Annotated in this window: 22 protein-coding genes; 6 read left to right on the forward strand and 16 right to left on the reverse strand. The window is 69.1% G+C overall.

Going from position 1 to position 24,295, the window contains the following annotated elements; all coding sequences use genetic code 11:
- Positions 1-3 precede the first annotated feature (3 nt).
- Both AC1RVW_RS22870 and AC1RVW_RS22875 read right to left on the reverse strand, forming a co-directional pair.
- The gene (locus AC1RVW_RS22870) at positions 4-969 is read right to left on the reverse strand and encodes a DUF58 domain-containing protein (RefSeq protein WP_493202689.1); all 966 of its coding nucleotides are present in this window, start codon (positions 967-969) and stop codon (positions 4-6) included.
- Positions 966-1,886: an AAA family ATPase gene (locus AC1RVW_RS22875; protein WP_493202691.1), complete on the reverse strand. Its 921-nt coding sequence runs from the start codon at positions 1,884-1,886 to the stop codon at positions 966-968. Before AC1RVW_RS22875 ends, AC1RVW_RS22870 begins: the two co-directional genes overlap by 4 nt.
- Before the next feature lie 73 nt (positions 1,887-1,959).
- On the opposite strand from AC1RVW_RS22875, the gene AC1RVW_RS22880 reads away from it, so the two are divergent.
- Together AC1RVW_RS22880 and AC1RVW_RS22885 are read left to right on the forward strand one after the other, a co-directional pair.
- A complete protein-coding gene (locus AC1RVW_RS22880) occupies positions 1,960-2,913 on the forward strand; it encodes a histone deacetylase family protein (protein ID WP_106933986.1) in 954 nt (317 codons plus the stop codon).
- A gap of 39 nt (positions 2,914-2,952) precedes the next feature.
- Entirely contained in the window at positions 2,953-4,236 is a 1,284-nt protein-coding gene (locus AC1RVW_RS22885) for a mechanosensitive ion channel family protein (RefSeq protein WP_081267145.1), read from the forward strand.
- Positions 4,237-4,247: 11 nt separating this feature from the next.
- Here the strand turns inward: AC1RVW_RS22885 and AC1RVW_RS22890 are convergent, their stop codons facing one another.
- From AC1RVW_RS22890 to AC1RVW_RS22955, 14 genes are all read right to left on the reverse strand, one after another.
- Positions 4,248-5,519, reverse strand: coding sequence for an aspartate aminotransferase family protein (locus AC1RVW_RS22890; RefSeq protein WP_493202694.1), 1,272 nt, complete (start codon positions 5,517-5,519; stop codon positions 4,248-4,250).
- Entirely contained in the window at positions 5,512-6,624 is a 1,113-nt protein-coding gene (locus AC1RVW_RS22895; protein WP_493202696.1) for a phosphotransferase, read from the reverse strand. The genes AC1RVW_RS22890 and AC1RVW_RS22895 overlap by 8 nt, the downstream gene beginning before the upstream one ends.
- Positions 6,624-7,652: a histone deacetylase family protein gene (locus AC1RVW_RS22900; RefSeq protein WP_081267142.1), complete on the reverse strand. Its 1,029-nt coding sequence runs from the start codon at positions 7,650-7,652 to the stop codon at positions 6,624-6,626. The genes AC1RVW_RS22895 and AC1RVW_RS22900 overlap by 1 nt, the downstream gene beginning before the upstream one ends.
- Before the next feature lie 9 nt (positions 7,653-7,661).
- Positions 7,662-8,366, reverse strand: a complete 705-nt coding sequence (locus AC1RVW_RS22905; RefSeq protein ID WP_493202698.1) for an SDR family NAD(P)-dependent oxidoreductase — start codon at positions 8,364-8,366, stop codon at positions 7,662-7,664.
- A 1-nt stretch (position 8,367) separates the two neighbouring features.
- On the reverse strand, positions 8,368-9,060 hold the full coding sequence (locus AC1RVW_RS22910) for a GntR family transcriptional regulator (RefSeq protein WP_106933990.1): 693 nt from the start codon (positions 9,058-9,060) through the stop codon (positions 8,368-8,370).
- A complete protein-coding gene (locus tag AC1RVW_RS22915; RefSeq protein WP_409195797.1) occupies positions 9,057-9,974 on the reverse strand; it encodes a DMT family transporter in 918 nt (305 codons plus the stop codon). The genes AC1RVW_RS22910 and AC1RVW_RS22915 overlap by 4 nt, the downstream gene beginning before the upstream one ends.
- 67 nt (positions 9,975-10,041) lie before the next feature.
- Positions 10,042-11,079: a histone deacetylase family protein gene (locus tag AC1RVW_RS22920; protein ID WP_493202701.1), complete on the reverse strand. Its 1,038-nt coding sequence runs from the start codon at positions 11,077-11,079 to the stop codon at positions 10,042-10,044.
- A 5-nt stretch (positions 11,080-11,084) separates the two neighbouring features.
- The gene (locus tag AC1RVW_RS22925; RefSeq protein WP_106933993.1) at positions 11,085-12,464 is read right to left on the reverse strand and encodes an aminotransferase; all 1,380 of its coding nucleotides are present in this window, start codon (positions 12,462-12,464) and stop codon (positions 11,085-11,087) included.
- Positions 12,465-12,501: 37 nt separating this feature from the next.
- On the reverse strand, positions 12,502-13,404 hold the full coding sequence (locus AC1RVW_RS22930; RefSeq protein WP_106933994.1) for a 2-hydroxyacid dehydrogenase: 903 nt from the start codon (positions 13,402-13,404) through the stop codon (positions 12,502-12,504).
- Complete coding sequence (locus AC1RVW_RS22935) at positions 13,401-15,053, reverse strand: ABC transporter ATP-binding protein (RefSeq protein ID WP_493202703.1); 1,653 nt, start codon at positions 15,051-15,053, stop codon at positions 13,401-13,403. The genes AC1RVW_RS22930 and AC1RVW_RS22935 overlap by 4 nt, the downstream gene beginning before the upstream one ends.
- Positions 15,050-15,892 (reverse strand): ABC transporter permease, encoded by an 843-nt coding sequence (locus tag AC1RVW_RS22940; RefSeq protein WP_081267134.1) that lies wholly within the window; start codon positions 15,890-15,892, stop codon positions 15,050-15,052. Before AC1RVW_RS22940 ends, AC1RVW_RS22935 begins: the two co-directional genes overlap by 4 nt.
- A 10-nt stretch (positions 15,893-15,902) precedes the next feature.
- A complete protein-coding gene (locus tag AC1RVW_RS22945; RefSeq protein WP_106933996.1) occupies positions 15,903-16,877 on the reverse strand; it encodes an ABC transporter permease in 975 nt (324 codons plus the stop codon).
- 34 nt (positions 16,878-16,911) lie between these two features.
- Positions 16,912-18,474: an ABC transporter substrate-binding protein gene (locus AC1RVW_RS22950; protein ID WP_106933997.1), complete on the reverse strand. Its 1,563-nt coding sequence runs from the start codon at positions 18,472-18,474 to the stop codon at positions 16,912-16,914.
- A gap of 48 nt (positions 18,475-18,522) precedes the next feature.
- The gene (locus AC1RVW_RS22955) at positions 18,523-19,281 is read right to left on the reverse strand and encodes a class II aldolase/adducin family protein (protein WP_285409799.1); all 759 of its coding nucleotides are present in this window, start codon (positions 19,279-19,281) and stop codon (positions 18,523-18,525) included.
- Positions 19,282-19,699: 418 nt separating this feature from the next.
- On the opposite strand from AC1RVW_RS22955, the gene AC1RVW_RS22960 reads away from it, so the two are divergent.
- The 4 genes from AC1RVW_RS22960 to AC1RVW_RS22975 all read left to right on the forward strand — a co-directional run bounded on the left by AC1RVW_RS22960 (position 19,700) and on the right by AC1RVW_RS22975 (position 24,293).
- Complete coding sequence (locus AC1RVW_RS22960) at positions 19,700-20,449, forward strand: electron transfer flavoprotein subunit beta/FixA family protein (protein WP_493202706.1); 750 nt, start codon at positions 19,700-19,702, stop codon at positions 20,447-20,449.
- 2 nt (positions 20,450-20,451) lie between these two features.
- Complete coding sequence (locus AC1RVW_RS22965) at positions 20,452-21,384, forward strand: electron transfer flavoprotein subunit alpha/FixB family protein (RefSeq protein WP_106934000.1); 933 nt, start codon at positions 20,452-20,454, stop codon at positions 21,382-21,384.
- A 74-nt stretch (positions 21,385-21,458) separates the two neighbouring features.
- Positions 21,459-23,249, forward strand: a complete 1,791-nt coding sequence (locus tag AC1RVW_RS22970; protein WP_493202708.1) for an acyl-CoA dehydrogenase — start codon at positions 21,459-21,461, stop codon at positions 23,247-23,249.
- A gap of 81 nt (positions 23,250-23,330) precedes the next feature.
- A complete protein-coding gene (locus AC1RVW_RS22975) occupies positions 23,331-24,293 on the forward strand; it encodes an NAD(P)H-dependent flavin oxidoreductase (RefSeq protein WP_081267004.1) in 963 nt (320 codons plus the stop codon).
- The last annotated feature ends 2 nt before the right edge of the window (positions 24,294-24,295 follow it).

The raw sequence follows: 24,295 nt of genomic DNA on the forward strand, positions 1-24,295 counted from the left end.
CGTTCAGCACAGAGCCAGGGCTTCGAGGCAGGCGCGCCGGTGCGCCTCGCCCTGCGAGGGTTTCACCACCCGGCCCGCCACGCGCATGCCGTAGTCCACGCCCAGCCGGTCGGCCATCAGCACCCAGGCGCACAGGCGCGAGATGCGGGCTTCGGTGTCGGGGAGGCCGGCGGAATGGGCGTCGAGCCAGAGTTCCTCGCGCTGCGTCTGCTGGGTGTCGCGGCTCACCAGGTCTTCGGAGCCGGCGGCCTGGGCGCGCGCGGCCTTCTTCCAGACCACGAGCTTCAGCGGGTCGCCGCGCCGGTAGGCGCGCACGCCGTCGTATTCGCCGGAGCCGGCGGCGCGCAATGCGGCCGATGCGGCGGCCGGGCCGGACAGCGGCTCGCCCGGCGGCAGCGGCGGCGGATGGGCTTCGGGCGCGGGGTAGACCAGCATCCGCGCCGCCGGCCGCCACACCGTCCACACGCGGAAGGTGCCGAGCGGGAAGCGCGTCTCGGCGGTGAGCGGCGGCACCGGGTGCAGGCCGCGGCGCTCGGGCTGGAACGCGATCTCGACGGTGGCGGTGCCTTCGGCCGGCACGTCGGTCCAGGCCCACTGGCCGCTGCCGCGCACCGCCATGCCGATGCCGTAGCGAACGCTGCGCCGCGTGTTGTGCAGCACCACCTTGAAGACGGCCGCCGCGCCTGCGTAGTGCGCATCGGGCGCCACCATGTGCATCGACAGCCCGCGCAGCGTGCCGTGGCACACGTGCATGCCCACCGCCACGCTGCCGGCCAGCAGGAAGGTCAGCAGGTAGCCCAGGTTGAGCTGGTAGTTGATCGACGCGACCAGCAGCACCAGCAGCGTGGCGGCCAGCGTCCAGCCGGCCCGCGTGGGCACGATGTAGACGTTGCGCTGGGTCAGCTCCAGCGTGTCCGACGGCGGCCGGCGCGACAGGAACCAGCCGTCGATGCGCGAGCGCAGGCTCACGGCAAGGGCACGGCGGCGATCATGGCGCGCACCTGCTCGACGGCGCCCCGGCCCGCGTCGCCCACCGGCGTGAGGCGGTGCGCGATGGTCTGCGGCAGCACGGCCTGCACGTCGTCCGGCGCGACGTAGTTGCGGTTGGCCAGCAGCGCCTGCGCCTTGGCCGCGCGCAGCACGGCGATGCCGGCGCGCGGCGACAGGCCCTGCAGGAACCAGCGGCCCGAGCGGGTGGCGGCGATCAGGTCCTGCACGTAGTTCAGCAGCGGGTCGGCCGCATGCACCTGCTGCACGCCCTGCTGGATGGCGGTCAGCTCGCCGGCGGTCAGCAGAGCGGGCAGGCTGGCCAGCATCTCGCGGCGGTCGGTGCCCGCGAGCAGCTGGCGTTCGGCCGCGCGGTCGGGGTAGCCGAGCGAGATGCGCATCAGGAAGCGGTCGAGCTGCGACTCGGGCAGCGCGAAGGTGCCGAGCTGGTCCTGCGGGTTCTGCGTGGCGATCACGAAGAAGGGCGTGGGCAGCGGGCGGGTCTCGCCCTCGACCGTGACCTGCTTTTCTTCCATCGCCTCGAGCAGCGCGCTCTGCGTCTTGGGGCTGGCGCGGTTGATTTCGTCGGCCAGCAGCACCTGCGCGAAGATCGGCCCGGGGTGGAACACGAAAGCCTGCTGCCCCCGGTCGTAGATGGCCACGCCCGACAGGTCGCCCGGCATCAGGTCGGCGGTGAACTGCACCCGCGAGAACTGCAAGCCGAATGTGTGCGACAGCGCATGGGCGAGGGTGGTCTTGCCGACCCCCGGCACGTCTTCGATCAGCAGGTGGCCGCCCGCCAGCAGGCAGGCCACGCAGTCGCGCACCTGGGCCTCTTTGCCCACGATCACCGTGTTAAGCTGACTTAACAAAGTGGCTAGCTTTGCAGCAACGTCCATATTTGTATCCATATGCAAACGATACCGTAAGACCATGCGGCCCCATGCCGCGTGAGGTCTACACGCGAGAGACATGGGCAAGACAGGCTACTTCACACATCGCGACTTCTGGAAGCACGACATGGGCGGCGGCCATCCCGAATGCCCGGGCCGCCTGGATGCCATCGAAGACCGCCTGCTGCTGACCGGCGTGGGCGACGCGCTCGAGCACCGCGACGTGCCGCTGGCCACGCTGCAGCAGCTCACCCGGGCGCACAGCGCCGCGCACGTCGAGCATCTCGAGGAACTGCACCAGCGCCTGGTGGCCGACGAGCCCGCCGGCGGCCCCGACCATGCGCAGGTCGACCCCGACACCGTGCTCACCCGCTTCACCCTGCTGGCCGCTCGCCGCGCCGCCGGGGCCGCCATTGCCGCCACCGACGCGGTGGTGGCCGGCGAGCTGGAAAACGCCTTCTGCTCGGTGCGCCCGCCAGGCCACCATGCCTGCCGGGACCAGGCGATGGGCTTCTGCTTCTTCAACAACATCGCCATTGCCGCGCGGCACGCCATCGAGGTGCACGGCATCGAGCGCGTGGCCATCGTCGATTTCGACGTGCACCACGGCAACGGCACCGAGAACATCCTCTCGAACGATCCGCGCGTGCTGATGGTCGGCTTCTTCCAGCACCCGTTCTATCCGTACAGCGGCACCGACCATCCGGCGCCGAACATGCTGAACATGCCGATCCCGGCCTACACCAAGGGCATGGACGTGCGCGAGATGATCGAGGCCGTGTGGATGCCGCGGCTGGAGGAGTTCAAGCCCCAGATGATCTTCATCAGCGCGGGCTTCGACGCCCATCGCGAAGACGACCTGGGCCAGCTCGGGCTCAACGAGAACGACTTCGCCTGGATCACCGGGCGCGTGCACGACGTGGCCCGGCGCCATGCCGGGGGCCGCATCGTCTCGATGCTCGAAGGCGGCTACAACCTCGACGCCCTGGCGCGCAGCGTGGAAGCCCACATCCGCGTGCTGGCCGACCTGTAGCGCAGGCGGCGCCAGCGGCGCCCATGTTTTTTTGAACCGATGAATTTCAACGACTTCACCCAACGCCTGAGCCAGGTCGATGCACGCGGCATCGGCATCGAACTGGCCGTGCTGGTGGCCTGCGTCGCCCTGGCCTGGGGCGTGTGCAAATGGTTCGGCCGCGACCAGCCCAAGGACTCGATCTGGTTCGGCGAACGCACCTTCGACGGCGTGCTGTTCCCGCTGCTCGCGCTGGTGCTCACCGACCTTGCCCGGCGCGTGGTGGGCGATTTCCAGACCGTGCTGGTGCTGCGCATCGCGGTGTCGATGTTCCTGTCGCTGGCGGTGATCCGATTGTTCGCGCGCGTGCTGCGCGCGGTGTTCCCGGCCTCCAACATGGTGCGGCTGCTGGAGCGCACTGTGTCGTGGCTGGCCTGGATCGCGGCGGTGCTGTGGATCGTCGGCCTGCTGCCGCCGGTGCTGGCCGAGCTCGACGACATCACGCTGGCCTTCGGCAAGACGCGCGTGAGCCTGCAGACCATCATCCAGGGCGCGCTGTCGGCCGGGCTGGTGATGATGATCGCGCTGTGGATTTCGAGCACGGTCGAGAAGCGCATTCTGCGCGAGGCCGTCACCGACCTGTCGATGCGCAAGGTAGCGTCGAACGCCGTGCGCGCCTTCCTGCTGCTGATCGGCATGCTGTTCGCGCTGTCGGCGGTGGGGGTGGACCTGACGGCGCTGTCGGTGCTGGGCGGCGCGCTCGGCGTGGGGCTGGGTTTCGGGCTGCAGAAGCTGGCGTCCAACTACGTGAGCGGCTTCGTGATTCTGCTGGAGCGCTCGATCCGCATCGGCGACAACGTGAAGGTCGACACCTTCGAAGGCCGCATCACCGACATCAAGACGCGCTACACGCTCATTCGCGCGGGCAACGGGCGCGAGGCCATCGTGCCGAACGAATCGCTCATCACCAGTCGGGTGGAGAACCTCTCGCTGGCCGACCGCAAGTTCAACATAACCACCACCATCGTGGTGGGCTACGAGAGCGACGTGGCGCAGGTGCAGTCCATCCTGTGCGAGGCGGCCAAGGCCCAGCCGCGCGTGATGAGCGACCCCGCGCCGGTGGCCTTTCTCATGAACTTCGCGCCCGACGGGCTGGAGTTCACGCTCAACTTCTGGGTGGCCGATCCCGACAAGGGCAAGGACAACCTGCGCTCGGCCATCAACATCGCGATCCTCGACGGCCTGCGCGGCGCGGGCATCGACATTCCCTATCCGCAGCGCGTGGTGCGGGTGGAGTCGCTCCCGGCCGGCACGGTCCCTGCGGGCGAGCCCGCGGAAAAGTAGGCCCCGGCGCGCTATTCCAGCGTGGCCAGCACCTCGTCGAGCCGCTCGACCAGCAGGTCGGCGTGTTGGCGCTCGAATACCAGCGGCGGCCTGATCTTGAGCACGTTGGCCTGCGGCCCGGTCGCGCTCAGCAGCACCTGCCGCTGCCGCAGCCCGTTGACCACCTTGGCGGCCTGCGCCGTGGCGGGCGCGCGCGTCGCGCGGTCGGCCACGAGTTCCAGCCCGATGAAGAGCCCCGCGCCGCGCACCTCGCCGACCAGCGCATGGCGCTGGCCGAGCGCGGCCAGGCGCTCGCGCAGGTAGCTGCCGACATTCAGTGCGTTGTCCTGCAGGCCGTTGTGCTGGATCACGTCGAGAACGGCGGAGGCAGCCGCCATGGAGACCGGGTTGCCGCCGAAGGTGTTGAAGTAGCGGCTGGCCTGGCCGAAGGCCTTCATGACCTCCGGCCGCACCGCCAGGCCCGCGACCGGGTGGCCGTTGCCCATGGGCTTGCCCATGCTCACCATGTCGGGCACCACGCCGTGGCGCATGAAGCCCCAGAAGGCCTCGCCCGTGCGGCCGAAACCGGGTTGCACCTCGTCGGCGATGAACACGCCGCCGGCCGCATGGATCGCCTCCACCGCCTCGCGCAGGAACCCGGCCGGCGCCGTGAACACGCCGTCGCTGGAGAACACCGTGTCCGCGAGCAGCGCGGCGGGTGCGATGCCGTGCGCCTTCAGGTCGGCGATGGCGGCGCGCACGCCGTCGGCGAAGCGTTTGCCCGTCGCGTCGTCTCCTCCCTCCGGCGCATCCACCAGCCGCACATGATCGCCCAGGCGCACGTACTGCCCCAGCGAGGGCGAGGCGCAGGCGATGGCCGAGGTCACGCCGTGGTACGCGAAGCGCGTGACGATGAGGCCAGTGCCTCCCGTGTGCGCCGTGGCGATGCGCATGGCCAGGTCGTTGGCCTCGCTGCCGGTGCAGGTGAAGGTCGCATGGCCCAGCTCGGGCGGCATGGTGGCCAGCAGGCGCTCCGCGTAGTCGAGGATGCCTTCGTGCAGGTAGCGTGTGTGCGTGTTGAGCACGGACGCCTGGCGTGCGATGGCTTCGACCACTTCGGGCCGTGCATGGCCCAGCGGCACCACGTTGTTGTAGGCGTCCAGCCAGGGCGTGCCGGCGGCGTCGTAGAGCCAGACGCCTTCGCCGCGCACGGGGTGGAAGGGCTCGTCGTAGAAAAGCCTGTAGGCCGGCCCGAGCAGGCGGGCGCGGCGCTCGAGCAGGTCGGCGGTGTGTTTCTCAGTCATGGATCGGTTCCGTGGGTTCCGTGCGTTCCGTGGCTTGGCAGGCGGCCCGGATGGCTTCCTGCACCTTGTCGGGTGTCAGCGCGGCGCAGGCCTGCAGCCGCGCCCAGGAAACAGCGTTGTTGCGCATGAGATAGGCGGCGTTGCCGGGCTGGCGAGCCGCGCGCCAGCCGCTGATGGCGACCACCATCGCCAGCCGCGCGCGCACCAGGTCGAGCAGCGCGTGGGTCTCGCCGTCGGTCAGCGCAGAGACGGCGTGATAGTCGGCCGCGAAGCGCGCGATCGTCGCCAGCGCGTCTCCCTGCTCGTCGATGTGGTACGAGGCCGCGACGGCGAGGTCGTCCACGAGCGGCGCATGCACCATGTCGCCGAAGTCGAGGATGCCGGCCACGCGCGCCGGTTCGTCAGGCTCCACCAGCAGGTTGTAGAGATTGAAGTCGTTGTGGATGGGCTGGCGGCGCAGCAGGGCCAGCCGCGGCTTGGTGCGCTGCACGAAGCCGTCGAGCGCGGCCTCGGCCAGTGCGCGGCGGGCAGGGTCGGCCACGTGTACCAGCAGGGCGCGCACGCGGTCGGCGCGCTGGATGTCCCAGGGCAGTTCGCGGGCCCCGGCGGGGTGTTCGAAGCCGGCCAGCGCGAGGTCCAGCCGCGCGAGCATGCGGGCGACGCAGGTGCGCTGCGCCGCCGAGCGCGGCGCCTGCGGCATGGGCGTGCCCTCGAGGTAGCTGAACAGGCGCGCCACGCGCGTGCGGCCCTCGGCGTCCTCGATCTGCACCGAGGCCGCGCCGTCGCGGTCCGGCAGCAGGCGCTGCACCGGCAGGCCGGGGTCGGTGCGTGCCAGGTGCAGCAGCGCCTGGGTCTGGAAGTCGGCGACCAGCGGATCTTCGTCCGGGTGCGAGAGCTTGAGCATGCAGCGCGCGCCGCCGTCGTCCGGCTCCAGCAGGAAGTTGGCGTCGCGTTCGCCCGTGAGCGGCTTGAGCCTGCCTTGCTTGCCGTACAGGCGCTGCAGCAGGTCGGCGGCCCAGTCGGTTTCGACGGGGGCGGGCGGCGCGGTCAGCACCGCGGCCTCGGGCAGGGCCGCGCGGATGGCGTCGTCGAGTTCCTGCGTCATCACGCTGCCTTCTCGAAGCCGCCGAGCGCGCTGGCCAGGTTGAGGCCCAGGTCCTCCGACAGGTAGCCGCCTTCCTGCACCAGCACCGTGGGCAGCCCCAGGCGCGCGATTTCGCCGAGGATGCGGCCGAAGCCCGGCGTGCTCACGGCCAGCGCCTGGTAGGGGTCGTTCTCGTGCGCGTCCAGGCCCAAGGCCACGACCAGCGCGCCGGGCGCGAAGGCGCGGATGGTGGCGTTCGCCGTCGCCAGCGCGGCGAGGAAGCCCTCGTCCTGCGTGCCGCGCGCCAGCGGCAGGTTCAGGTTGTAGCCCAGGCCTTCGCCTTCGCCGGTCTCGTGCGCATGGCCCGTGAAGAAGGGCGTGCAGAAATGCGGGTCGCCGTGCAGCGAGATCGTCAGCACGTCCTTGCGGCGCCAGAAGATGCCCTGCGTACCGTTGCCGTGGTGCACGTCGATGTCGAGGATGGCCACGCGGTCGTGCCTGCCGCGCAGGTGCTGGGCTGCGATCGCCGCGTTGTTGAGGTAGGTGAAGCCGTTGGCGCGGTCGGCATAGGCATGGTGGCCGGGCGGCCGGCACAGCGCGTAGGCCGCGCGTTCACCGTCGAGCACGAGCTGCGCGGCATGCGTGGCCACGTGGGCCGACCACGTCGCGGCATGCCAGGTGTGGCGCCCGATGGAGCAGGCCATGTCGCCCATGTGGTAGCCGGCCTGGCCCACGAGGCTGTCGGGGTAGGTGAAGGGCTGGCCCGGGAACGGATGCACGTTGGGCATGACTTCCTCGGAGGCCCCTTCGAGCTGCTGCCAGCGTTCCCAGGCGGTTTCCAGGAAGCGCAGGTATTGCGGCGTGTGGATGGCGGCGCGCGGGCCCGGGCCGTGGTCCTGGGGCGCGACGATGTCGTGGCCCTGCGCGCGCGCGGCGTTCAGCAGCAGCGTGCCGCGCTCGGGCTGCTCGTTGCTGCGCTTCATGCGTCCGCGCACGATGAACTGCTGCGGGTCGTGGCCTGTGTGCTGGTCGCTGTAGATGACTTTCATGTCGGGCTTTCAGTATTGGGGTTCGACGGTCCAGCTGATCGGGATCTCCGCGACGCTGGCCGAGGCCGGCAGCTCGAGCACGGTCCGCGCGATGCGGGCCACGTCCTCTGGGCGCGTGGCCTGCCGCTGCTGCTCGGGCGGCAGGGCGGCCGCCATGTCGGTGGCGACGAAGCCGGGGCACAGCGCGGTGCAGCGCACGCGCGACTCGGCGCCGCAGTGCCGGATGCCGTGGGCCAGCGACAGCACCGCCGCCTTGCTCAGCGCATAGAGCGAGGCATCGGCCGTGCGCACGCGCTTGGCGGCGAGCGATGCCATCACCAGCACCTTGCCTTCGTCCGCCGCCAGCAGGTGCGTCCAGGCCTTGCGCGTGAGCCGCAGCGGCGACTTGACGTTGACCTCGAGCAGGCGGTCGACCTCCGCGTCGTCGGCCTCGACGACCGAGCGGGTGCTGAGGATGCCGGCGTTGTGCACCAGCGCGTCGATGCCGCCGAAGTCGCGCACGGTCGCGGCCACCCAGTCGGTCTCGCTGCGCGCGTCCTCGGCGTCGAAGCGGTAGGCGCGCACCTGCGCCGGGTCGTGGCCATCGAAGGCATCGGTGGCGCCGCGCGTGCCCACGCTCACGCGCCAGCCGTGCGCGAGCAGCTCGCGCACGATGGCCAGGCCGATGCCGCGGTTGCCCCCGCTGACCATGGCGACGCGGGGCGCGGCCTTCATCTCATGCCTTGGAGAAGAGGCCGCGCACGTGCGCCTTGGCGGTTTCGAGGTGGTAGCGCAGCGCGTGCTGCGCGGCGTCGACGTCGCGCGCCGCCATGGCCTTGGCGATGGGCCTGTGCGTCTCGGCCAGCGCCTTCAGGTCGCCATAGCTGTCTTCGCTGAGCGCGAGGAACATGCGCACCTCGGTCTGCATGTTGTCGAACAGGCGGTGGAGATAGTGGTTGCCCGACAGCGCGCTGATGGCGAAGTGGAAATCCAGGTCGAGCGCCACGCGTTCGGGCGATGACAGGATCTCCGCGCGTTCCACCATGTCGTCCACGCGCGCGTCGAGCTGGGCCAGTTCGGCATCGGTGGCGTGCGTGCAGGCCAGCGAGGCGCCCAGAAGCTCGAGCTGGATGCGCACCTCGTACAGGTCGGTGACCTGCTTGGGCGAAACCGTGCGCACCGCGAAGCCGTGGCGCGGGCGCGATATCAGCAGGCCCAGGCTTTCCAGCCGGCGCGCGGCTTCCCGCACGGGCGCGCGGCTCACGCCCATCTGCCGGGCCATCTCGGCCTCGACGATGCGCTCGCCGGGCGCGATGCGGCCCGACAGGATGGCTTGCTGCAACTGCGCCTCCACCACGCCGACCAGGTCTGGCACCTGGATCGACGAGAAAGCGGGAGGGGTGGCGGCTTCGGTGCGGCTGATGGTCATCTGAATTCCTTGTCTCGATCTCTTGTGCGTATCATGCCGGCCGCCTGGGCGCTGCCGCCGCCGGCGCGCGCCAGGTACACGCCCGCCACGGCGATCAGCGCCATGCCCGCCAGGGCCGTCGCATCGGGCGGGCGCTGGAACCACAGCGTGCTGATCAGCACCGCCAGCAGCAGCTGCACGTAGTTCAGCGGTGCCAGCGTGGCCGCGCCGACGCGGCGGAACGCGGCCAGCAGCAACAGCTGGGCGCTCCCGCTGACCGCGCCGCCGGCCACCAGCAAGGCCATTTCCGGCCAGGGCGGCAGCGTGACGTGCGGCATGAACAGCACGGGCAGGTTCGTGATGACCAGGCAGGCCAGCGCCATGTGCGCGAACTGCACCGGCGCCGGCACCAGCCCCGAGAGCCGGCGCGTGAGCACCTGGAAAAGCGCATAGCAGACGGCGGACACGGCCATCAGCAGCGTGCCCGCCAGCGGCAGGCTGCCGCCCGGGCGCACGATGCACAGCATGCCCGCGAAGCCCAGCAGCACCGCCGTCCACTGCGCGCGGCCCACGCGCTCGCCGAGCAGCCAGGGCGACAGCGCGACCATGATCAGCGGGGCCGTGAAATAGATGGCCGTGGCCTCGGCCAGCGGCATGGTGACGAGTGCCGTCATGAAGCAGGTGGCCACGACGGCCAGCGCCACGCTGCGCGCTGCCAGCAGCTTCTGGTGCGGCTGGCGCCACAGGCGCAGGTCGCCGTGGCGCAGCAGCAGCACCAGGGCGATGGCGCCTATGGCGGTGTAGCGGCCCAGGTTGACGACGGCCGGTGCATGGCTGGCCACCATCTGCTTGGCGAAGGCGTCGTATGCCGCAAACAGCACCAGTGCGCAGAGGAACAGCGCGATGCCCGAGCCCGCGCTGTCGCGTCGTGCCATGGGACCCGAGGCTTGCACCGTGCTGCTCATGGGGCGCCGCCGCAGCGGTGGCCGTCGATCGGCAAGTTCATGCCTGCAAGCCTTCCAGGAACGCATCGAGCGCGGCGCCGATGGCCTCGACCATGTAGCCGCCTTCCTGCACCACCACCGTGGGCAGGCCCAGCGCGCGCACGCGTTCGCCCGCGAGGCGGAAGGCTTCCATGTCGAACTTGAGCACGCTGATCGGGTCATCCTTGTAGGTGTCGAAGCCCAGCGGCAGCACCAGCGCCTGCGGCTGGAAGCGCTCGATGGCGGCGACGGCCGTGTCCAGGGCTTCGGCGAATTCGGCGTTGCCGCTGCCGTGCGCCAGCGGCAGGTTCAGGTTGCAGCCTTCTCCTTCGCCGGTGCCGCGCTCGTGCGCGTAGCCCGTGTACCAGGGGTAGTAGCCCGACGGGTCGGCGTGGGTGGAGACGGTCAGCACGTCGCCGCGCCCGTAGAAGATCTGCTGCGTGCCGTCGCCGTGGTGGGCGTCGATGTCGAGCACCGCCACGCGCGCATGGCGTCGGCGCAGCGTGGCGGCCGCGATGGCGCTGTTGTTCACGTAGCAGAAGCCTCCCGCGCGCGCATGCTGTGCATGGTGGCCAGATGGCCTGCACAGCGCGTAGGCGATGCCGCCGCCGTCGAGCACCGTCTCGGCCGCGGCCTGCGCCGCGTGGGCCGATCGCAGCACCGAGCGCCAGGTGTGCGGCCCTATGGGACAGGCCAGGTCACCGATGTACCAGCCGGCCTGCGCCACCACCGACGGCGAGGGGCAGGGCCCGGACCGCACGCCGTGCGGCGACAGGTTGGGCAGCACCTCGATGCCGGGCTCCAGGCCCGGGCCGCCGAGCTTCTGCCAGCGCGCGTAGGCGTTCTCCAGGAAGTCCAGGTAGTCGACGCTGTGCACGAGCTCCAGCGCGGTGCGGCCGGCCTCCGGCGGCGCACCGACCGCGATGCCGCGCGCGGCCAGCGTTTCCATCAGCGCCTCGGCGCGCGTGGGCAGGTCGGTGGGCTTGCAGATGCGGCCCAGCCGCATGAACTGCTGCGGATCGTGCAGCAGCTGGTCGTCGCTGAAGAATGCCTGCATGCTCGTCAGGCCTTCGTTTCCTGGTCGAAGCGGTCCATGGCGCGGGCCAGCCGCGCGAACAGGTCGTCCAGCTCGGCCCGCGTGATGATCAGCGGCGGGCACAGGCCGATGCTGTCGCCCATGGCGCGCACGATCAGTCCTTCTTCCAGCGCCAGCGCCGCGAAGCGGTAGCCGGCCTTGCGCTCTGCTGCGAACGGCGTGCGCGCGGCCTTGTCGGCCATGAGTTCGATGGCGCCGATCAGGCCCACGCCGCGCACGTTGCCCACCCAGGGGCGCCCGGCGAAGGCGCGCAGCCCGGCCTGGAATGCGGGTGCGATCTCGCGCACGTGCTCGAGGATGCGCTCGTCCTCGTAGACCTTGAGCGTCTCCAGCGCCACCGCGCAGGCGACGGGGTGGCCCGAGTAGGTGTAGCCGTGGCCGAAGCTGCCGAGCTTGCCGCTGTTGGCGGCGATGGCGCTGTGCACCTTGTCGTTGACCATGACCGCCGAGATCGGCACGTAGCCCGAGGACAGCGCCTTGGCGCAGCTCAGGATGTCGGGCTGGATGCCGAAGGTGGTCGAGCCGAACATGTTGCCCGTGCGGCCGAAGCCGCAGATCACCTCGTCGGCGATCATGAGCACGCCGTACTTGCGCAGCACGGCCTGCACTTTCTCGAAGTAGCCGGCCGGCGGCACCAGCACGCCGCCCGCGCCCATCACCGGCTCGGCGATGAAGGCGGCCACGGTGTGCGGGCCTTCGGCCAGGATGGTCTGCTCCAGCTGTTGCGCGAGGCGGCTGGAGAAGTCCTGCTCGGTCTCGCCGGGTTCGGCGTAGCGGTAGTGGTGCGGGCAGTCCACGTGCAGGAAGCGCGCGGGCGCCGTTGCGATCGGCAGGTCGAAGTCGCGGTGGTTGCCGTCGAGCCCGCCCATGCTGGCGGCCGCCACGGTCACGCCGTGGTACGCGTTGCGCCGCGCGATGATCTTCTTGCGCTCCGGCTGGCCGATGGCGTTGTGGTAGTACCAGACCATCTTCACCGCGCTGTCGTTGGCCTCGGAACCCGAGTTCGCGAAGAACACGCGCGCCATGGGCGCGGGCGCCAGCGCCAGCAGCCGCTCTGCCAGGTCGGCCACCGCGACGTTGGTGCGCTGGTTGAAGGTGTGGTAGTAGGGCAGGGTGTCGAGTGCACGGGCACCGGCCGCGGCCAGGCGCTTGTTGGAGAAGCCCAGCGAGGCGCACCACAGGCCCGACATGGCTTCCAGGTAGCGCGTGCCGCGCTCGTCGACGACGTGGATGCCGTCGCCTTTCACGATGACCAGCGGCGGCGTCTGCGGCAGCGCGGCCAGGTTGGTGTACGAATGCAGGTGGGTGGCGACGTCCTTGTCGCCGGTGCCGAGGGGTTCTGCCATGGGGTTCCTCTTTGTGTGTAGGGCGCAGAAAAAGTGGCTACAGGCGCGCCAGGTTGTCGTGGGTCTGCCGCGCAATGGCCTCGGGCCGTGTGCGCGTCGCGATGTGCGGCGTGACGACGATGCGCGGATGGCTCCAGAAGGGGTGGCCGGCCGGCAGCGGTTCTTCGACGAAGGCGTCCAGCACCGCGCTGGCGAGCTGGCCGCTTTGCAGCGCCGCGAGCAGGTCTTCCTGCACGAGGTGGGCGCCGCGGCCGGCGTTGACGAGGCGCGCGCCGCGCGGCAGCTGGGCGAACAACGCGGCATCCAGGATGCCGCGCGTGTCGTCGGTCAGCGGCAGCAGGCAGACCAGGGTGTCGCAGCCGGCCAGGAACTCTCCGCGCGCCGCATCGCCGTGGAAGGCCTCGATGCCCGCCGGCAGATCGCTCTTGGGGCTGCGGCTCCAGCCGCGCACGCGGTAGCCGATGGCAAGCAGCGCGCGCGCGACCGACTGGCCCAGCACGCCCAGGCCCGCGATGCCCACGCTGTGCCGGCCCGGGGGCTCGATGGGCGCTTCCTCCCAGGCCGCGCGGCGCTGGCTGTCGAGATAGGCGCCCATGTGGCGCTGGCCGTGCACCACGGCCCACGCCACGTACGCGTTCATGCCGTCGGCCATGTCGGGGTCGACGATGCGGCGGACCGGCACGTCGGGAAGCGCGGGGTCGCGCGTGATGTGGTCGGTGCCCGCCCCCACGGACTGCACCAGCCGCAGGCGCGGCATGCGCGCGAGCAGCCCCGGCGGCGGCGACCAGCAGACCACGGTGTCGATTTCGCCTAGCGCGTCGAGCTCCTGGACCTCGGTGTCGATGCGGTGCAGCCGGGCCTGCGGAAATCGTTCCCTGAAGGCGGGCTGCAGGTAGTCCATGGCGATCTGGTCGGAAACCAGTGCGATGTTGAGCGTCATGCGGCCACCGCCTGTTGCGCGGCCGCCGCCGAGAGCCTCGGCTGCGCCTCGATCAGCGTGCGGGTGTAGTCGTGCTGCGGGTTCGCCAGCACCTTGGCGGTTTCGCCGTACTCGACGATCTGGCCGCGCTGCATCACGGCGATGTGGTCGCACATCTCGCCGGCCACGCGCAGATCGTGCGTGATGAACACCATGGCCAGCTGGAAGCGTTCGCGCACCTCCGCGAACAGCTTGAGCACCTGGGCCTGCACCGACACGTCGAGCGCGGAAACGGGCTCGTCCGCCACCAGCAGTTGCGGCTCCATGGCCAGAGCGCGCGCGATGCCGATGCGCTGGCGCTGGCCGCCGGAGAACTCGTGCGGAAAGCGCTCCGCCGCGTCGGGCTTCAGGCCCACCAGCTCCAGCAGTTCCATCGCGCGGGCCATGGCCTGCGCCTTGGGCACGCCCTGCGCGATGGGGCCGGCCGCGATGGCCGGGCCGATGCGGTGGCGCGGGTTCAGCGAGGCATAGGGGTCCTGGAACACCATCTGGATCTTGCCCTGCGACTGCGCCCGGAACTGCGCGCCAGACTGCAGCGCACGGCCCTTGAACAGCACGCGGCCGCTGTCGAACGGCGACAGGCCCACGATGCAGCGGCCCACGGTGGACTTGCCCGAACCCGATTCGCCGACCAGCCCCAGCGTCTCGCCGCGGCGCAGGTCGAACGACAGGCCCTTGGCCGCTTCCACGCGCCGGCCCTTGCTGAACAGGCCGCCGCCGGTCACGTAGGTCTTGCGCAGTTCCTGCACCTGCAGCACGTGCTCGATGGGGCGCTCGTCGGCCGGCGCGCGCACCCGCCCGTCGGGTATGGCCGCGATGAGCTTGCGCGTGTAGGCATGCTGGGGCCGCGCCAGCACGGCGGCGGCCGGGCCGGCCTCGACCACCTCGCCGGTCTGCATGACCACCACCTGGTCGGCGATCTCGGAGACCACGCCGAAGTCGTGCGTGATGAACAGCACCGCCGTGCCCTTGCGCTGCTGCAGCTCGCGGATGAGCTTCAGGATCTGCGCCTGCGTGGTCACGTCCAGCGCGGTCGTGGGCTCGTCGCAGATCAGCAAGGCCGGCTCCAGCGCCAGCGCGCAGGCGATCATCACGCGCTGGCGCTGCCCTCCGGAGAGGCGAAACGGGTAGCTGTCGATCAGCACTTCGGGCTCGGGCAGGCCGACGTCGGCCAGCGCCGCGAGGATGCGCTGGCGCTTCTGCGCGGCCGACAGGTTCACATGGGCGTCGAACACTTCGGCGATCTGCTCGCCGATGCGCATGACCGGGTTCAGCGCCGTCATGGGTTCCTGGAACACCATGCCGATGCGCCGGCCGCGCAGCGTGCGAAGCTGCGCCTCGTCGAGCTTCAGCAGGTCCTGTCCGTCGAACAGGATGCGGCCTGCCACCGGTTCCACGTGCGGCCGGGGCAGCAGGCCCATGATGGCGTTGGCGATCATGGACTTGCCCGAGCCCGATTCGCCGACCACGCACAGCGTCTGGCCCGGCAGCAGCTGCAGCGACGCGCCCCGGACCGCCAGGTCGCGGTCCGCGCCCTGGGGCAGGCGGATGTCCAGGCCCTGGATGTTCAGCACGGGTGGAACGAGCGAAGCGATCTTTTCCATTTTCATTTGCCCCTCCCGTCGGCGCGCGCGTTGAGCCCGTCGTTCAGGCCTTCGCCCACCAGGTTCAGCGCGAGCACCGTGAGCAGGATGGCCACGCCCGGGAACACCGCCATCCACCACGCCTGCCGCAGCACGGTGCGCGCCGAGCCGACCATGTAGCCCCAGCTCATCTGGTTCGGGTCGCCCAGGCCCAGGAAGCTCAGGCTGGACTCCAGCAGGATGGCCGTTGCCACCATCAGAGAGGCCATCACCACGATGGGCGAGGCGGCGTTGGGCAGGATCTGCGTGAGGATGATGCGCGGCGTGGACTGGCCCGCCAGCTGGGCGGCCGCCACGAAGTCGCGCTGGCGCAGCGTCAGGAATTCGCTGCGCACCAGCCGCGCTACGGGCGGCCACGACACGATCGCGATGGCCGTGACGATGGACTGCACCGAGGGCTGGAAGATGGCCACCAGCACGATGGCCAGCGCGAAGCTGGGAATGGCCTGGAACAGCTCGGTGAAGCGCATCAGCGTGGCGTCGATCCAGCCGCCGAAGTAGCCCGAGACGGCACCGATGGACACGCCGATCAGCAGCGACACCACGGTAGAGACCACGCCGATCAGCAGCGACACGCGCGCGCCGGTGACGATGCCCGACAGGATGTCGCGGCCCATGGTGTCGGTGCCCAGCAGCAGGCCCTGTTCCGCCATGGGTGCCGCGAAGGGCGTGCCGACCATGTCCCAGGGGTTGTTCTGCGCGATGAAGGGGCCCAGCGCCGTGACCAGCGCCACCAGCATCAGCACGATCAGGCCGAAGACCGCGCCCTTGTTGCGGCTGAAGCGCCGCCAGAATTTGCTTTTCATGAACGGCTCCTCAGCTCAGCTCGATGCGGGGATCGACGAGCGTGTAGACGAAATCGGTGATGAGGTTGAACAGCACGGCCATGGCCGCGGTGAACAGGAAGCAGCCGAGCAGCAGGTTGTAGTCGCGCTGCAGCAGGGCGTCGAACATGAGCCGGCCGATGCCGGGCCAGGCGAACACCGTCTCGGTCAGCACGGCGCCGCCGATCATGCCGCCGGCCTGGATGCCGGCCAGCGTGACCACCGGCAGCAGCGCGTTGCGCAGGATGTGCTTGCGCTGGATGCGCCCGGGCGACACGCCCTTGGCGCGCGCGGTCTTCACGAAGTCCATCTGCGCTACCTCGAGCATGGAGGCGCGCGTCATGCGCGCATAGACCGCCATGTAGAACAGCGCCAGCGTGAGCGAAGGCAGGATCAGGTGCTTGGCGATGTCCACCGCCTTGTCGATGCCCGTGAGGTCCGCGCCCACGGTGAAGAAGCCGAAGGCGGGCAGCAGGTCGAGCTGCACCGTGAACAGCAGCACCGCCATCATCGCCAGCCAGTACAGCGGCGTGGCGTAGAACACCAGCGCGACCACGGTGATGAGACTGTCCTGCCATTTGCCCGCGTTGCGGCTGGCCAGCGCGCCGAGCACGATGCCGAACAGCAGCGAAAGCCCGAAAGCCGTGCCCGTCAGCAACAGCGTGGCCGGCATGCGCTGCAGGATCAGGTCGACCACCGACTGCTGCTGTCGGTACGAGAAGCCCAGGTCGAGCTTGAGCACGTGGCCCAGGTAGTTGCCGAGCTGCACCGGCAGCGGCTGGTCGAGGCCGAACTGCTCGCGCAGCTGGGCCACGAACTGCGCGTCGGATGCGCCGGCCTCGCCGGCCATGACGGAGACCGGATCGCCCGGTGCCGCGCGAACCAGCAGGAAGTTGACAGTGGCGATCACCAGCAGGGCCAGCAGGCCCTGCAGCAGGCGCACGGACATGAACTGCAGTCGTTTCATAGCAAGCTCGATTCGGGCACGCGGGGGATGAAGCTCAGGCCAGCTTGACGCGGCCCAGGCTGTCGTTCAGGCCGATGCCGGAAGACACCACGTTCTGGATCCTGGTGCGGTACAGCGTCGGGAAGTTGATCTCGTGCAGCCAGGCCACGGGCACTTCGTCGACCAGCAGCTTCTGCACTTCCAGGTAGATCGCGCGGCGCTTGGCCGGATCGCTCTCGCGCGCGCCCGCGGCGAACAGCTCGTCGACCTTCGGGTTCACGTAGCCCGCCACGTTGTTGAACGGCGAGCCCTTGGCGATGTTGTCGCTGGTGTAGTTGCGCGCCACGCCGAGCGCCGGGTCGCCGTACTGGTAGACGTAGGTGAAGGCCAGGTCGTAGTCCCATTCGCTGTTGCGCTGGTTCCAGCCGGCCACGTCGGTGGCGACCATCTCGACCTTGATGCCAACCTGCGTGAGGTTCTGGCGCACGATCTCGGCCTGGCGCTGCCACGATTCGCCGTAGGGCAGCGGCAGCAGGCGCAGCGTCTCGCCCTTGTAGCCCGATTCGGACACCAGCTTCTTGGCCTTGGCGATGTCGCGCGGGTACTTGGTCACGTCGTCGCTGGCGTAGGCGATGTGGCTGTTGAAGGGGCCCGTGGCCGGCTTGGCGTAGCCGTACCAGGCGACCTTGGCCATGGCCTCGCGGTCGATGGCGGTCCACACGGCCTGGCGGAACTTCACGTTGTTCATGGGGGCCGTGCGGTTGTTCATCCACAGCCAGCTGTGCGGCGCGAAGAACTCCCAGCCCTTGGTGGTCACCGCCGCGCCCGGCAGCTTGGACAGGCGGGACACGTCGAAGTACTCCACCGTGCCGCCCGGTGCGATGTCGACCTTGCCCGACTCGAACGCGGCGGCGCGCGCGGCGGCGTCGGGGATCACGTGGAAATACACGCTCTCCACGCTCACGACGCCCGGCTGGTGGTAGTTCTCGTTGGCCACGAGGTTGATGTAGGAGCCCTTGACCCATTCCTTGAACTTGAGCGGGCCCGTGCCGATGGGCGTGGCGTTGGCGGGGTTGGTCGCGAAGTCGGTGCCTTCGTAGATGTGCTTGGGCACCATGGGCATGGTGCCGTTCTCGAAGATGCCCATGAAGGGGCCGAAGGGCTGCTTGAGCTTGAACTCCACGGTGAGCGGATCGAGCGCCTTGATCGATTCCACCTGCGCCAGGCTGGCGCGGAAGCGCGCATGCGTCTTGCGCAGGAACACGTCGCAGGAGAACACCACGTCGTCGGCCGTGAAGGGCTTGCCGTCGTGCCACTTGACGTTGGGCTTGAGCTTGAAGACGTAGGTCTTGCTGTCCGCGCTCACGGTCCAGGAGGTGGCGAGCTGGGGCTGCGGCTCGAGCTTCTCGTTGTAGCGCAGCAGGCCTTCGTAGATGTTGCCGGCGATCAGCTGGGTGGGGCCGTTCTGCACGATGCCCATCATGAGCCCGGGCGGTTCGGGCTGGACCAGCACGTTGACTACCCCTTTCTTCGCTTGCGCCAAGCTGTGCAGGGGCACCCCGGCAATGGACAGGCCGAGGGCGGCGGAGCCGGCTTGGATCAGGTTGCGGCGTTTCATCGGAGCGGACCTTTCAGAGTGGGGAGGGCGGTGAAGAACGGGTGAATCTCAGTCGCGGAAGGAAGCCGCGGTGGGCGGCGCGAGCCGCTGCAGCAACGCGCGCCATTCGCGGGCATACGGGTCGTCGGGCATGGAGGCGAGGCGGTTCGTGTCGCCGCTCTCGTACTGGCGCGCGGTCAGCTCGCGGACCTCCTCGGGCACCGGGTGCACCGGCTGCCCGGTGCCCTGGATGGCGACCTGCACGCGGCAGGCGCGCTCCAGGTTGTGCATGAGGATGAAGGCCTCGGCCACGCTGCGGCCGAGCGTGACCAGGCCGTGGTTGCGCAGGATCAGCGCGCGGGAGGCCGGCCCCAGGTCGGCCACCAGGCGCTCGCGCTCCTCGTGGTTGAGCGCGATCCCCTCGAACTCGTGGTACGTCACGCGGTTGTGGAACTGCAGCGCCCACTGGTTGCAGGGCTGCAGCCCGCCCGCCAGCGAGGACACCGCCACGCCGGCGACGGTGTGGGTGTGCAGCACGCAGACGGCGTCATGGCGCGCGGCGTGCACCGCGCTGTGGATCGTGAAGCCTGCCGGGTTGACGTCGTGGTCGGTGGGCTCGACGACATTGCCTTCCAGGTCGATCTTCACGAGCGAGGACGCCGTGATGTCGCGAAACAGCATCCCGAACGGGTTGATCAGGAACTGGTCCGTGGTGCCGGGCACGCGGGCGGAGATATGGGTGTAGATGCTGTCGTCCATGCCGTACAGGGCGACGAGCCGGTAGGCGGCGGCCAGGTCCTGCCGCATCTGCCGCTCCGCGGGCGTCATGGGTGGGCGGGCGTTGCCGCGAACTTCCGGGAGGCTGCGTTCTGCTGTTTCCATTTGAATCTCCGAAGATCGACAGTCAGCTGTCGACAGTATTCATCTTGCAGGTTGCGTGCCAGCCCAGATATCGGCGAAAACCCGGGAAATGGCTGCAGATGGCGCTTTTCGCGGGCTGCCAATGCACCGCGAGCGGGCACGGATATCGATTTCCGTGCGGGCCGCGCGCTCGGGGGGCGGTTCAAATACTTGTCGGTCGAGAGGCCGGGTGCTGAAGCGCTGCCTTATAATCTGTAAAAAGCACGATCGTTCTTTTTCTGGTGCCAGCGCCGGCAGGAAGAATGGAGAGGCGGCAAAGGTCGCGCCCTAGAATGACCGGTTTGCCCTCGAAGCCCCCTTTTTGCAATCCAATGGAGTCAAGTCAATGAAGGTTCTGGTACCTGTCAAACGGGTCGTCGATTACAACGTGAAGGTGCGCGTGAAGAGCGACGGCACCGGGGTGGACATTGCCAACGTCAAGATGAGCATGAACCCCTTCGACGAGATCGCTGTCGAAGAGGCCGTGCGGCTGAAGGAAAAGGGCGTGGTCACCGAAGTGATCGCCGTCTCGTGCGGTGACGCCAAGTGCCAGGAAACCCTGCGCACTGCGATGGCCATCGGCGCCGACCGCGGCATCCTGGTCGAGACCACCGAAGAGCTGCAGCCCCTGGCCGTGGCCAAGCTGCTGAAGGCACTGGTCGACAAGGAACAGCCCCAGCTGATCATCCTGGGCAAGCAGGCCATCGACGACGACGCCAACCAGACCGGCCAGATGCTGGCTGCGCTGGCAGACCTGCCCCAAGCCACCTTCGCCTCCGAGGTCGAAGTCGCCGGCGACAAGGCCACCGTGACGCGCGAAGTCGACGGCGGCCTGGAGACCATCTCCCTGAGCCTGCCCGCAGTCATCACCACCGACCTGCGCCTGAACGAGCCGCGCTATGTGACGCTGCCCAACATCATGAAGGCCAAGAAGAAGCAACTGGACACGGTCAAGCCCGAAGACCTGGGCGTCGATGTGAAGCCGCGCCTGAAGACCCTGAAGGTTGCTGAACCGCCGAAGCGCGGCGCCGGCATCAAGGTGCCCGACGTCGCCACCCTGGTGGACAAACTGAAGAACGAAGCGAAGGTGATCTGAACATGACCGCACTTGTTATTGCCGAACACGACCACGCCAGCATCAAGCCGGCCACCCTCAACACCGTGACTGCCGCCCTGGCTTGCGGCGGTGAAGTGCACGTGCTGGTGGCTGGCGCCAATGCCGCCGAAGCCGCCAAGGCAGCCGCCCAGATCGCAGGCGTGACCAAGGTCATCGCGGCAGACAGCCCCAGCCTGGCCGAGAACCTCGCCGAGAACGTCGCAGCCCAGGTGCTGGCGATCGCATCCAACTACAGCCACATCCTGTTCCCCTCGACCGCCAACGGCAAGAACGTCGCACCGCGCGTGGCCGCCAAGCTCGACGTGGCGCAGATCAGCGACATCACCAAGGTCGACAGCCCCGACACCTTCGAGCGCCCGATCTACGCAGGCAATGCGATCGCCACGGTGCAGAGCAGCGACGCCACCAAGGTGATCACGGTTCGCACGACCGGCTTCGACGCAGCCGCCGCCACCGGTGGCAGCGCAACCGTCGAAACCGCTGAAGGCGTGGCCGACAGCGGCAAGAGCAGCTTCGTGGGCCGTGAAGTGACCAAGAGCGACCGCCCCGAACTGACCGCCGCCAAGATCATCGTCTCCGGTGGCCGTGCGCTGGGCAGCGCAGAGAAGTTCACCGAAGTGATGACGCCGCTGGCCGACAAGCTGAACGCGGGCCTGGGCGCCAGCCGCGCAGCCGTTGACGCAGGCTACGCACCGAACGACTGGCAAGTGGGCCAGACGGGCAAGATCGTCGCGCCGCAGCTGTACATCGCGGCGGGCATCTCGGGCGCCATCCAGCACTTGGCCGGCATGAAGGACTCGAAGGTCATCGTCGCGATCAACAAGGACGAAGAGGCACCGATCTTCTCGGTGGCCGACTACGGCCTGGTGGCCGACCTGTTCACGGCCGTGCCGGAACTGGTGAAAGCGCTCTGATCGCGTTGCCGCACTGAGCCAGAGGGCATCGTTCGCGATGCCCTTTTCGTATCCGCTGTATCTGGAGACAAGACATGAGCTACACCGCCCCCATCAAGGACATGCTGTTCGACATCGAGCACCTGGCCAACATCGGCGAGATCGCCAAGCTGCCCGGCTTCGAGGACGCCGGCCTCGAAACCGCGCAGGCCGTGCTCGAGGAGTGCGCCCGTTTCAACCAGGACGTGGTGGCGCCGCTGAACATCGCGGGCGACCGCAACCCCTCGTCGTTCAAGGATGGTGCCGTCACCACCACGCCGGGCTTCAAGGAAGCCTTTGCGCAGTACGTGTCTGGCGGCTGGCAGGGCCTGCAGCATCCTTCGGACTTCGGCGGCCAGGGCCTGCCCAAGACCATCGGCGCGGCCTGCGGCGAGATGCTGAACTCGGCCAACATGAGCTTCGCGCTGTGCCCGCTGCTGAGCGACGGCGCCATCGAGGCGCTGCTCACGGCCGGCTCCGACGAGCTGAAGGCGGTGTATCTCGAAAAGCTCGTGAGCGGCCAGTGGACCGGCACGATGAACCTCACCGAGCCGCAGGCCGGCAGCGACCTGGCCATGGTGCGCAGCCGCGCGGAGCCGCAGCCCGACGGCACCTACAAGGTGTTCGGCACCAAGATCTTCATCACCTACGGTGAGCACGACATGGCCGAGAACATCGTGCACCTGGTGCTCGCGCGCGTGACCGGCGCGCCCGAAGGCGTGAAGGGCATCAGCCTGTTCGTGGTGCCCAAGTTCCTCGTGAACAAGGACGGCTCCCTGGGCGAGCGCAACGACGTGCACTGCGTGAGCATCGAGCACAAGATGGGCATCAAGGCATCGCCCACCGCGGTGCTGCAGTACGGCGACAACGGCGGTGCCGTCGGCTACCTCGTGGGCCAGGAGAACCGCGGCCTCGAGTACATGTTCATCATGATGAACTCCGCGCGCTACGCCGTGGGCATGCAGGGCATCGCGATTGCCGAGCGCGCCTACCAGCACGCCGTGGCCTACGCCAAGGACCGCGTGCAGAGCCGCCCGGTCGACGGCTCCATCAACGCCAGCGCACCGATCATTCACCACCCCGACGTCAAGCGCATGCTGATGACGATGCGCGCCTACACCGAAGGCTGCCGCGCGATGGCCAGCGTGGCCGCCGCCGCCTACGACGCCGCGCACCACCATCCCGACGCCGACGCGCGCAAGCAGAACCAGGCCTTCTATGAGTTCATGGTGCCGCTGGTCAAGGGCTACAGCACCGAGATGAGCCTGGAAGTGACATCGCTCGGCGTGCAGGTGCACGGCGGCATGGGCTTCATCGAGGAGACCGGCGCCGCGCAGTACTACCGCGACGCGAAGATCCTCACCATCTACGAAGGCACCACCGCCATCCAGGCCAACGACCTCGTGGGCCGCAAGACCGCGCGCGACGGCGGCCAGACCGCCAAGGCGATTGCCGCGCAGATCGAGAAGACCGAAGCCGAGCTGGCCAAGAGCGACAACCCCGCCGCGGTTGCCGTGCTCAAGCGCCTGAAGGCCGCGCGCCTGGCGTTCGTCGAAGTGGTCGACTTCGTGGCCGGGCAGACCAAGGCATCGCCCAACGCCGTGTTCGCCGGCAGCGTGCCCTACCTGATGCTCGCGGGCAACCTGGTGGCCGGCTGGCAGCTCGCGCGCTCGCTGATCATTGCGCAGGACCTGGCCTCGCGCAGCTTCGACACCGACTTCATGCTGGCCAAGGTAGCCACCGCGCGCTTCTACGCCGAGCACATCCTGAACAAGGTGCCGGGCATGCGCGACAGCATCGTCGACGGCGCCGAGAGCGTCACGGCACTCGCGCTCGACGCGTTCTGACGCGCGCGGCCGCTGTCGCCCATCTGACGGGCTGCAGCGGCCTCTCTCTCTTATAAAACCGAACCCATTCCCGGAGACGACATGTCCAAGCTGCCCCCCGTACTCGCGAACCTGCCGCTGCCGATCATCGGCTCGCCGCTGTTCATCATCAGCAACCCCAAGCTCGTGATTGCGCAATGCAAGGCGGGCGTGGTCGGCTCGATGCCCGCGCTCAACGCGCGCCCCGCGGCGCAACTTGAAGAGTGGCTGATCGAGATCACCGAAGAACTGGCTGCCTACAACAAGGCCAACCCCGACAAGCCCGCGGCGCCCTTCGCCATCAACCAGATCGTGCACAAGAGTAACGACCGGCTCGAGCACGACATGGAGATGGTCGTGAAGTACAAGGTGCCGATCGTCATCACCTCGCTGGGTGCGCGCACCGACGTGAACGACGCGGTGCACAGCTACGGCGGCGTCACCCTGCACGACATCATCAACAACAAGTTCGCGCAGAAGGCGGTGGAGAAGGGCGCCGACGGCATCATCGCCGTGGCGGCCGGTGCGGGCGGCCATGCGGGCGTGAAGAGCCCGTTCGCGCTGGTGCAGGAGATTCGCCAGTGGTTCGACGGCCCGATCGCGCTGTCGGGTTCCATCGCCACCGGCGGCGCGGTGCTCGCGGCGCAGGCCATGGGTGCCGACTTCGCCTACATCGGCACCGCGTTCATCGCGACCGAGGAAGCCCGCGCGAGCGAGGAATACAAGCAGGCCATCGTCGACGGCAATTCCGACGACATCGTCTATTCGAACCTGTTCACCGGCGTGCACGGCAACTACCTCGCGCCGAGCATCGTCAAGGCGGGCATGGACCCGGCCAACCTGCCCGAGGGCGACCTCAAAACCATGAACTTCGCGACCGGCGACGGCAGCAAAGCCAAGGCCTGGAAAGACATCTGGGGCTCGGGCCAGGGCATCGGCGCCGTGACCGAAGTGGCCAGCGCCGCGGCCTTCATCGAGAAGCTCAAGCGCGAGTACCAGGAAGCAAGGCAGCGGTTGGCGCTTTGACC

Source organism: Variovorax sp. MPBD4-3, assembly GCF_058809745.1.

Bases quoted from the DNA above. Each gene is read 5' to 3' on its own strand.
- AC1RVW_RS22875 (WP_493202691.1), bottom strand. From the start codon at position 1,886: ATGGACGTTGCTGCAAAGCTAGCCACTTTGTTAAGTCAGCTTAACACG.
- AC1RVW_RS22880 (WP_106933986.1), top strand. From the start codon at position 1,960: ATGGGCAAGACAGGCTACTTCACACATCGCGACTTCTGGAAGCACGAC.
- AC1RVW_RS22885 (WP_081267145.1), top strand. From the start codon at position 2,953: ATGAATTTCAACGACTTCACCCAACGCCTGAGCCAGGTCGATGCACGC.
- AC1RVW_RS22890 (WP_493202694.1), bottom strand. From the start codon at position 5,519: ATGACTGAGAAACACACCGCCGACCTGCTCGAGCGCCGCGCCCGCCTG.
- AC1RVW_RS22895 (WP_493202696.1), bottom strand. From the start codon at position 6,624: ATGACGCAGGAACTCGACGACGCCATCCGCGCGGCCCTGCCCGAGGCC.
- AC1RVW_RS22900 (WP_081267142.1), bottom strand. From the start codon at position 7,652: ATGAAAGTCATCTACAGCGACCAGCACACAGGCCACGACCCGCAGCAG.
- AC1RVW_RS22905 (WP_493202698.1), bottom strand. From the start codon at position 8,366: ATGAAGGCCGCGCCCCGCGTCGCCATGGTCAGCGGGGGCAACCGCGGC.
- AC1RVW_RS22910 (WP_106933990.1), bottom strand. From the start codon at position 9,060: ATGACCATCAGCCGCACCGAAGCCGCCACCCCTCCCGCTTTCTCGTCG.
- AC1RVW_RS22915 (WP_409195797.1), bottom strand. From the start codon at position 9,974: ATGGCACGACGCGACAGCGCGGGCTCGGGCATCGCGCTGTTCCTCTGC.
- AC1RVW_RS22920 (WP_493202701.1), bottom strand. From the start codon at position 11,079: ATGCAGGCATTCTTCAGCGACGACCAGCTGCTGCACGATCCGCAGCAG.
- AC1RVW_RS22925 (WP_106933993.1), bottom strand. From the start codon at position 12,464: ATGGCAGAACCCCTCGGCACCGGCGACAAGGACGTCGCCACCCACCTG.
- AC1RVW_RS22930 (WP_106933994.1), bottom strand. From the start codon at position 13,404: ATGACGCTCAACATCGCACTGGTTTCCGACCAGATCGCCATGGACTAC.
- AC1RVW_RS22935 (WP_493202703.1), bottom strand. From the start codon at position 15,053: ATGAAAATGGAAAAGATCGCTTCGCTCGTTCCACCCGTGCTGAACATC.
- AC1RVW_RS22940 (WP_081267134.1), bottom strand. From the start codon at position 15,892: ATGAAAAGCAAATTCTGGCGGCGCTTCAGCCGCAACAAGGGCGCGGTC.
- AC1RVW_RS22945 (WP_106933996.1), bottom strand. From the start codon at position 16,877: ATGAAACGACTGCAGTTCATGTCCGTGCGCCTGCTGCAGGGCCTGCTG.
- AC1RVW_RS22950 (WP_106933997.1), bottom strand. From the start codon at position 18,474: ATGAAACGCCGCAACCTGATCCAAGCCGGCTCCGCCGCCCTCGGCCTG.
- AC1RVW_RS22955 (WP_285409799.1), bottom strand. From the start codon at position 19,281: ATGACGCCCGCGGAGCGGCAGATGCGGCAGGACCTGGCCGCCGCCTAC.
- AC1RVW_RS22960 (WP_493202706.1), top strand. From the start codon at position 19,700: ATGAAGGTTCTGGTACCTGTCAAACGGGTCGTCGATTACAACGTGAAG.
- AC1RVW_RS22965 (WP_106934000.1), top strand. From the start codon at position 20,452: ATGACCGCACTTGTTATTGCCGAACACGACCACGCCAGCATCAAGCCG.
- AC1RVW_RS22970 (WP_493202708.1), top strand. From the start codon at position 21,459: ATGAGCTACACCGCCCCCATCAAGGACATGCTGTTCGACATCGAGCAC.
- AC1RVW_RS22975 (WP_081267004.1), top strand. From the start codon at position 23,331: ATGTCCAAGCTGCCCCCCGTACTCGCGAACCTGCCGCTGCCGATCATC.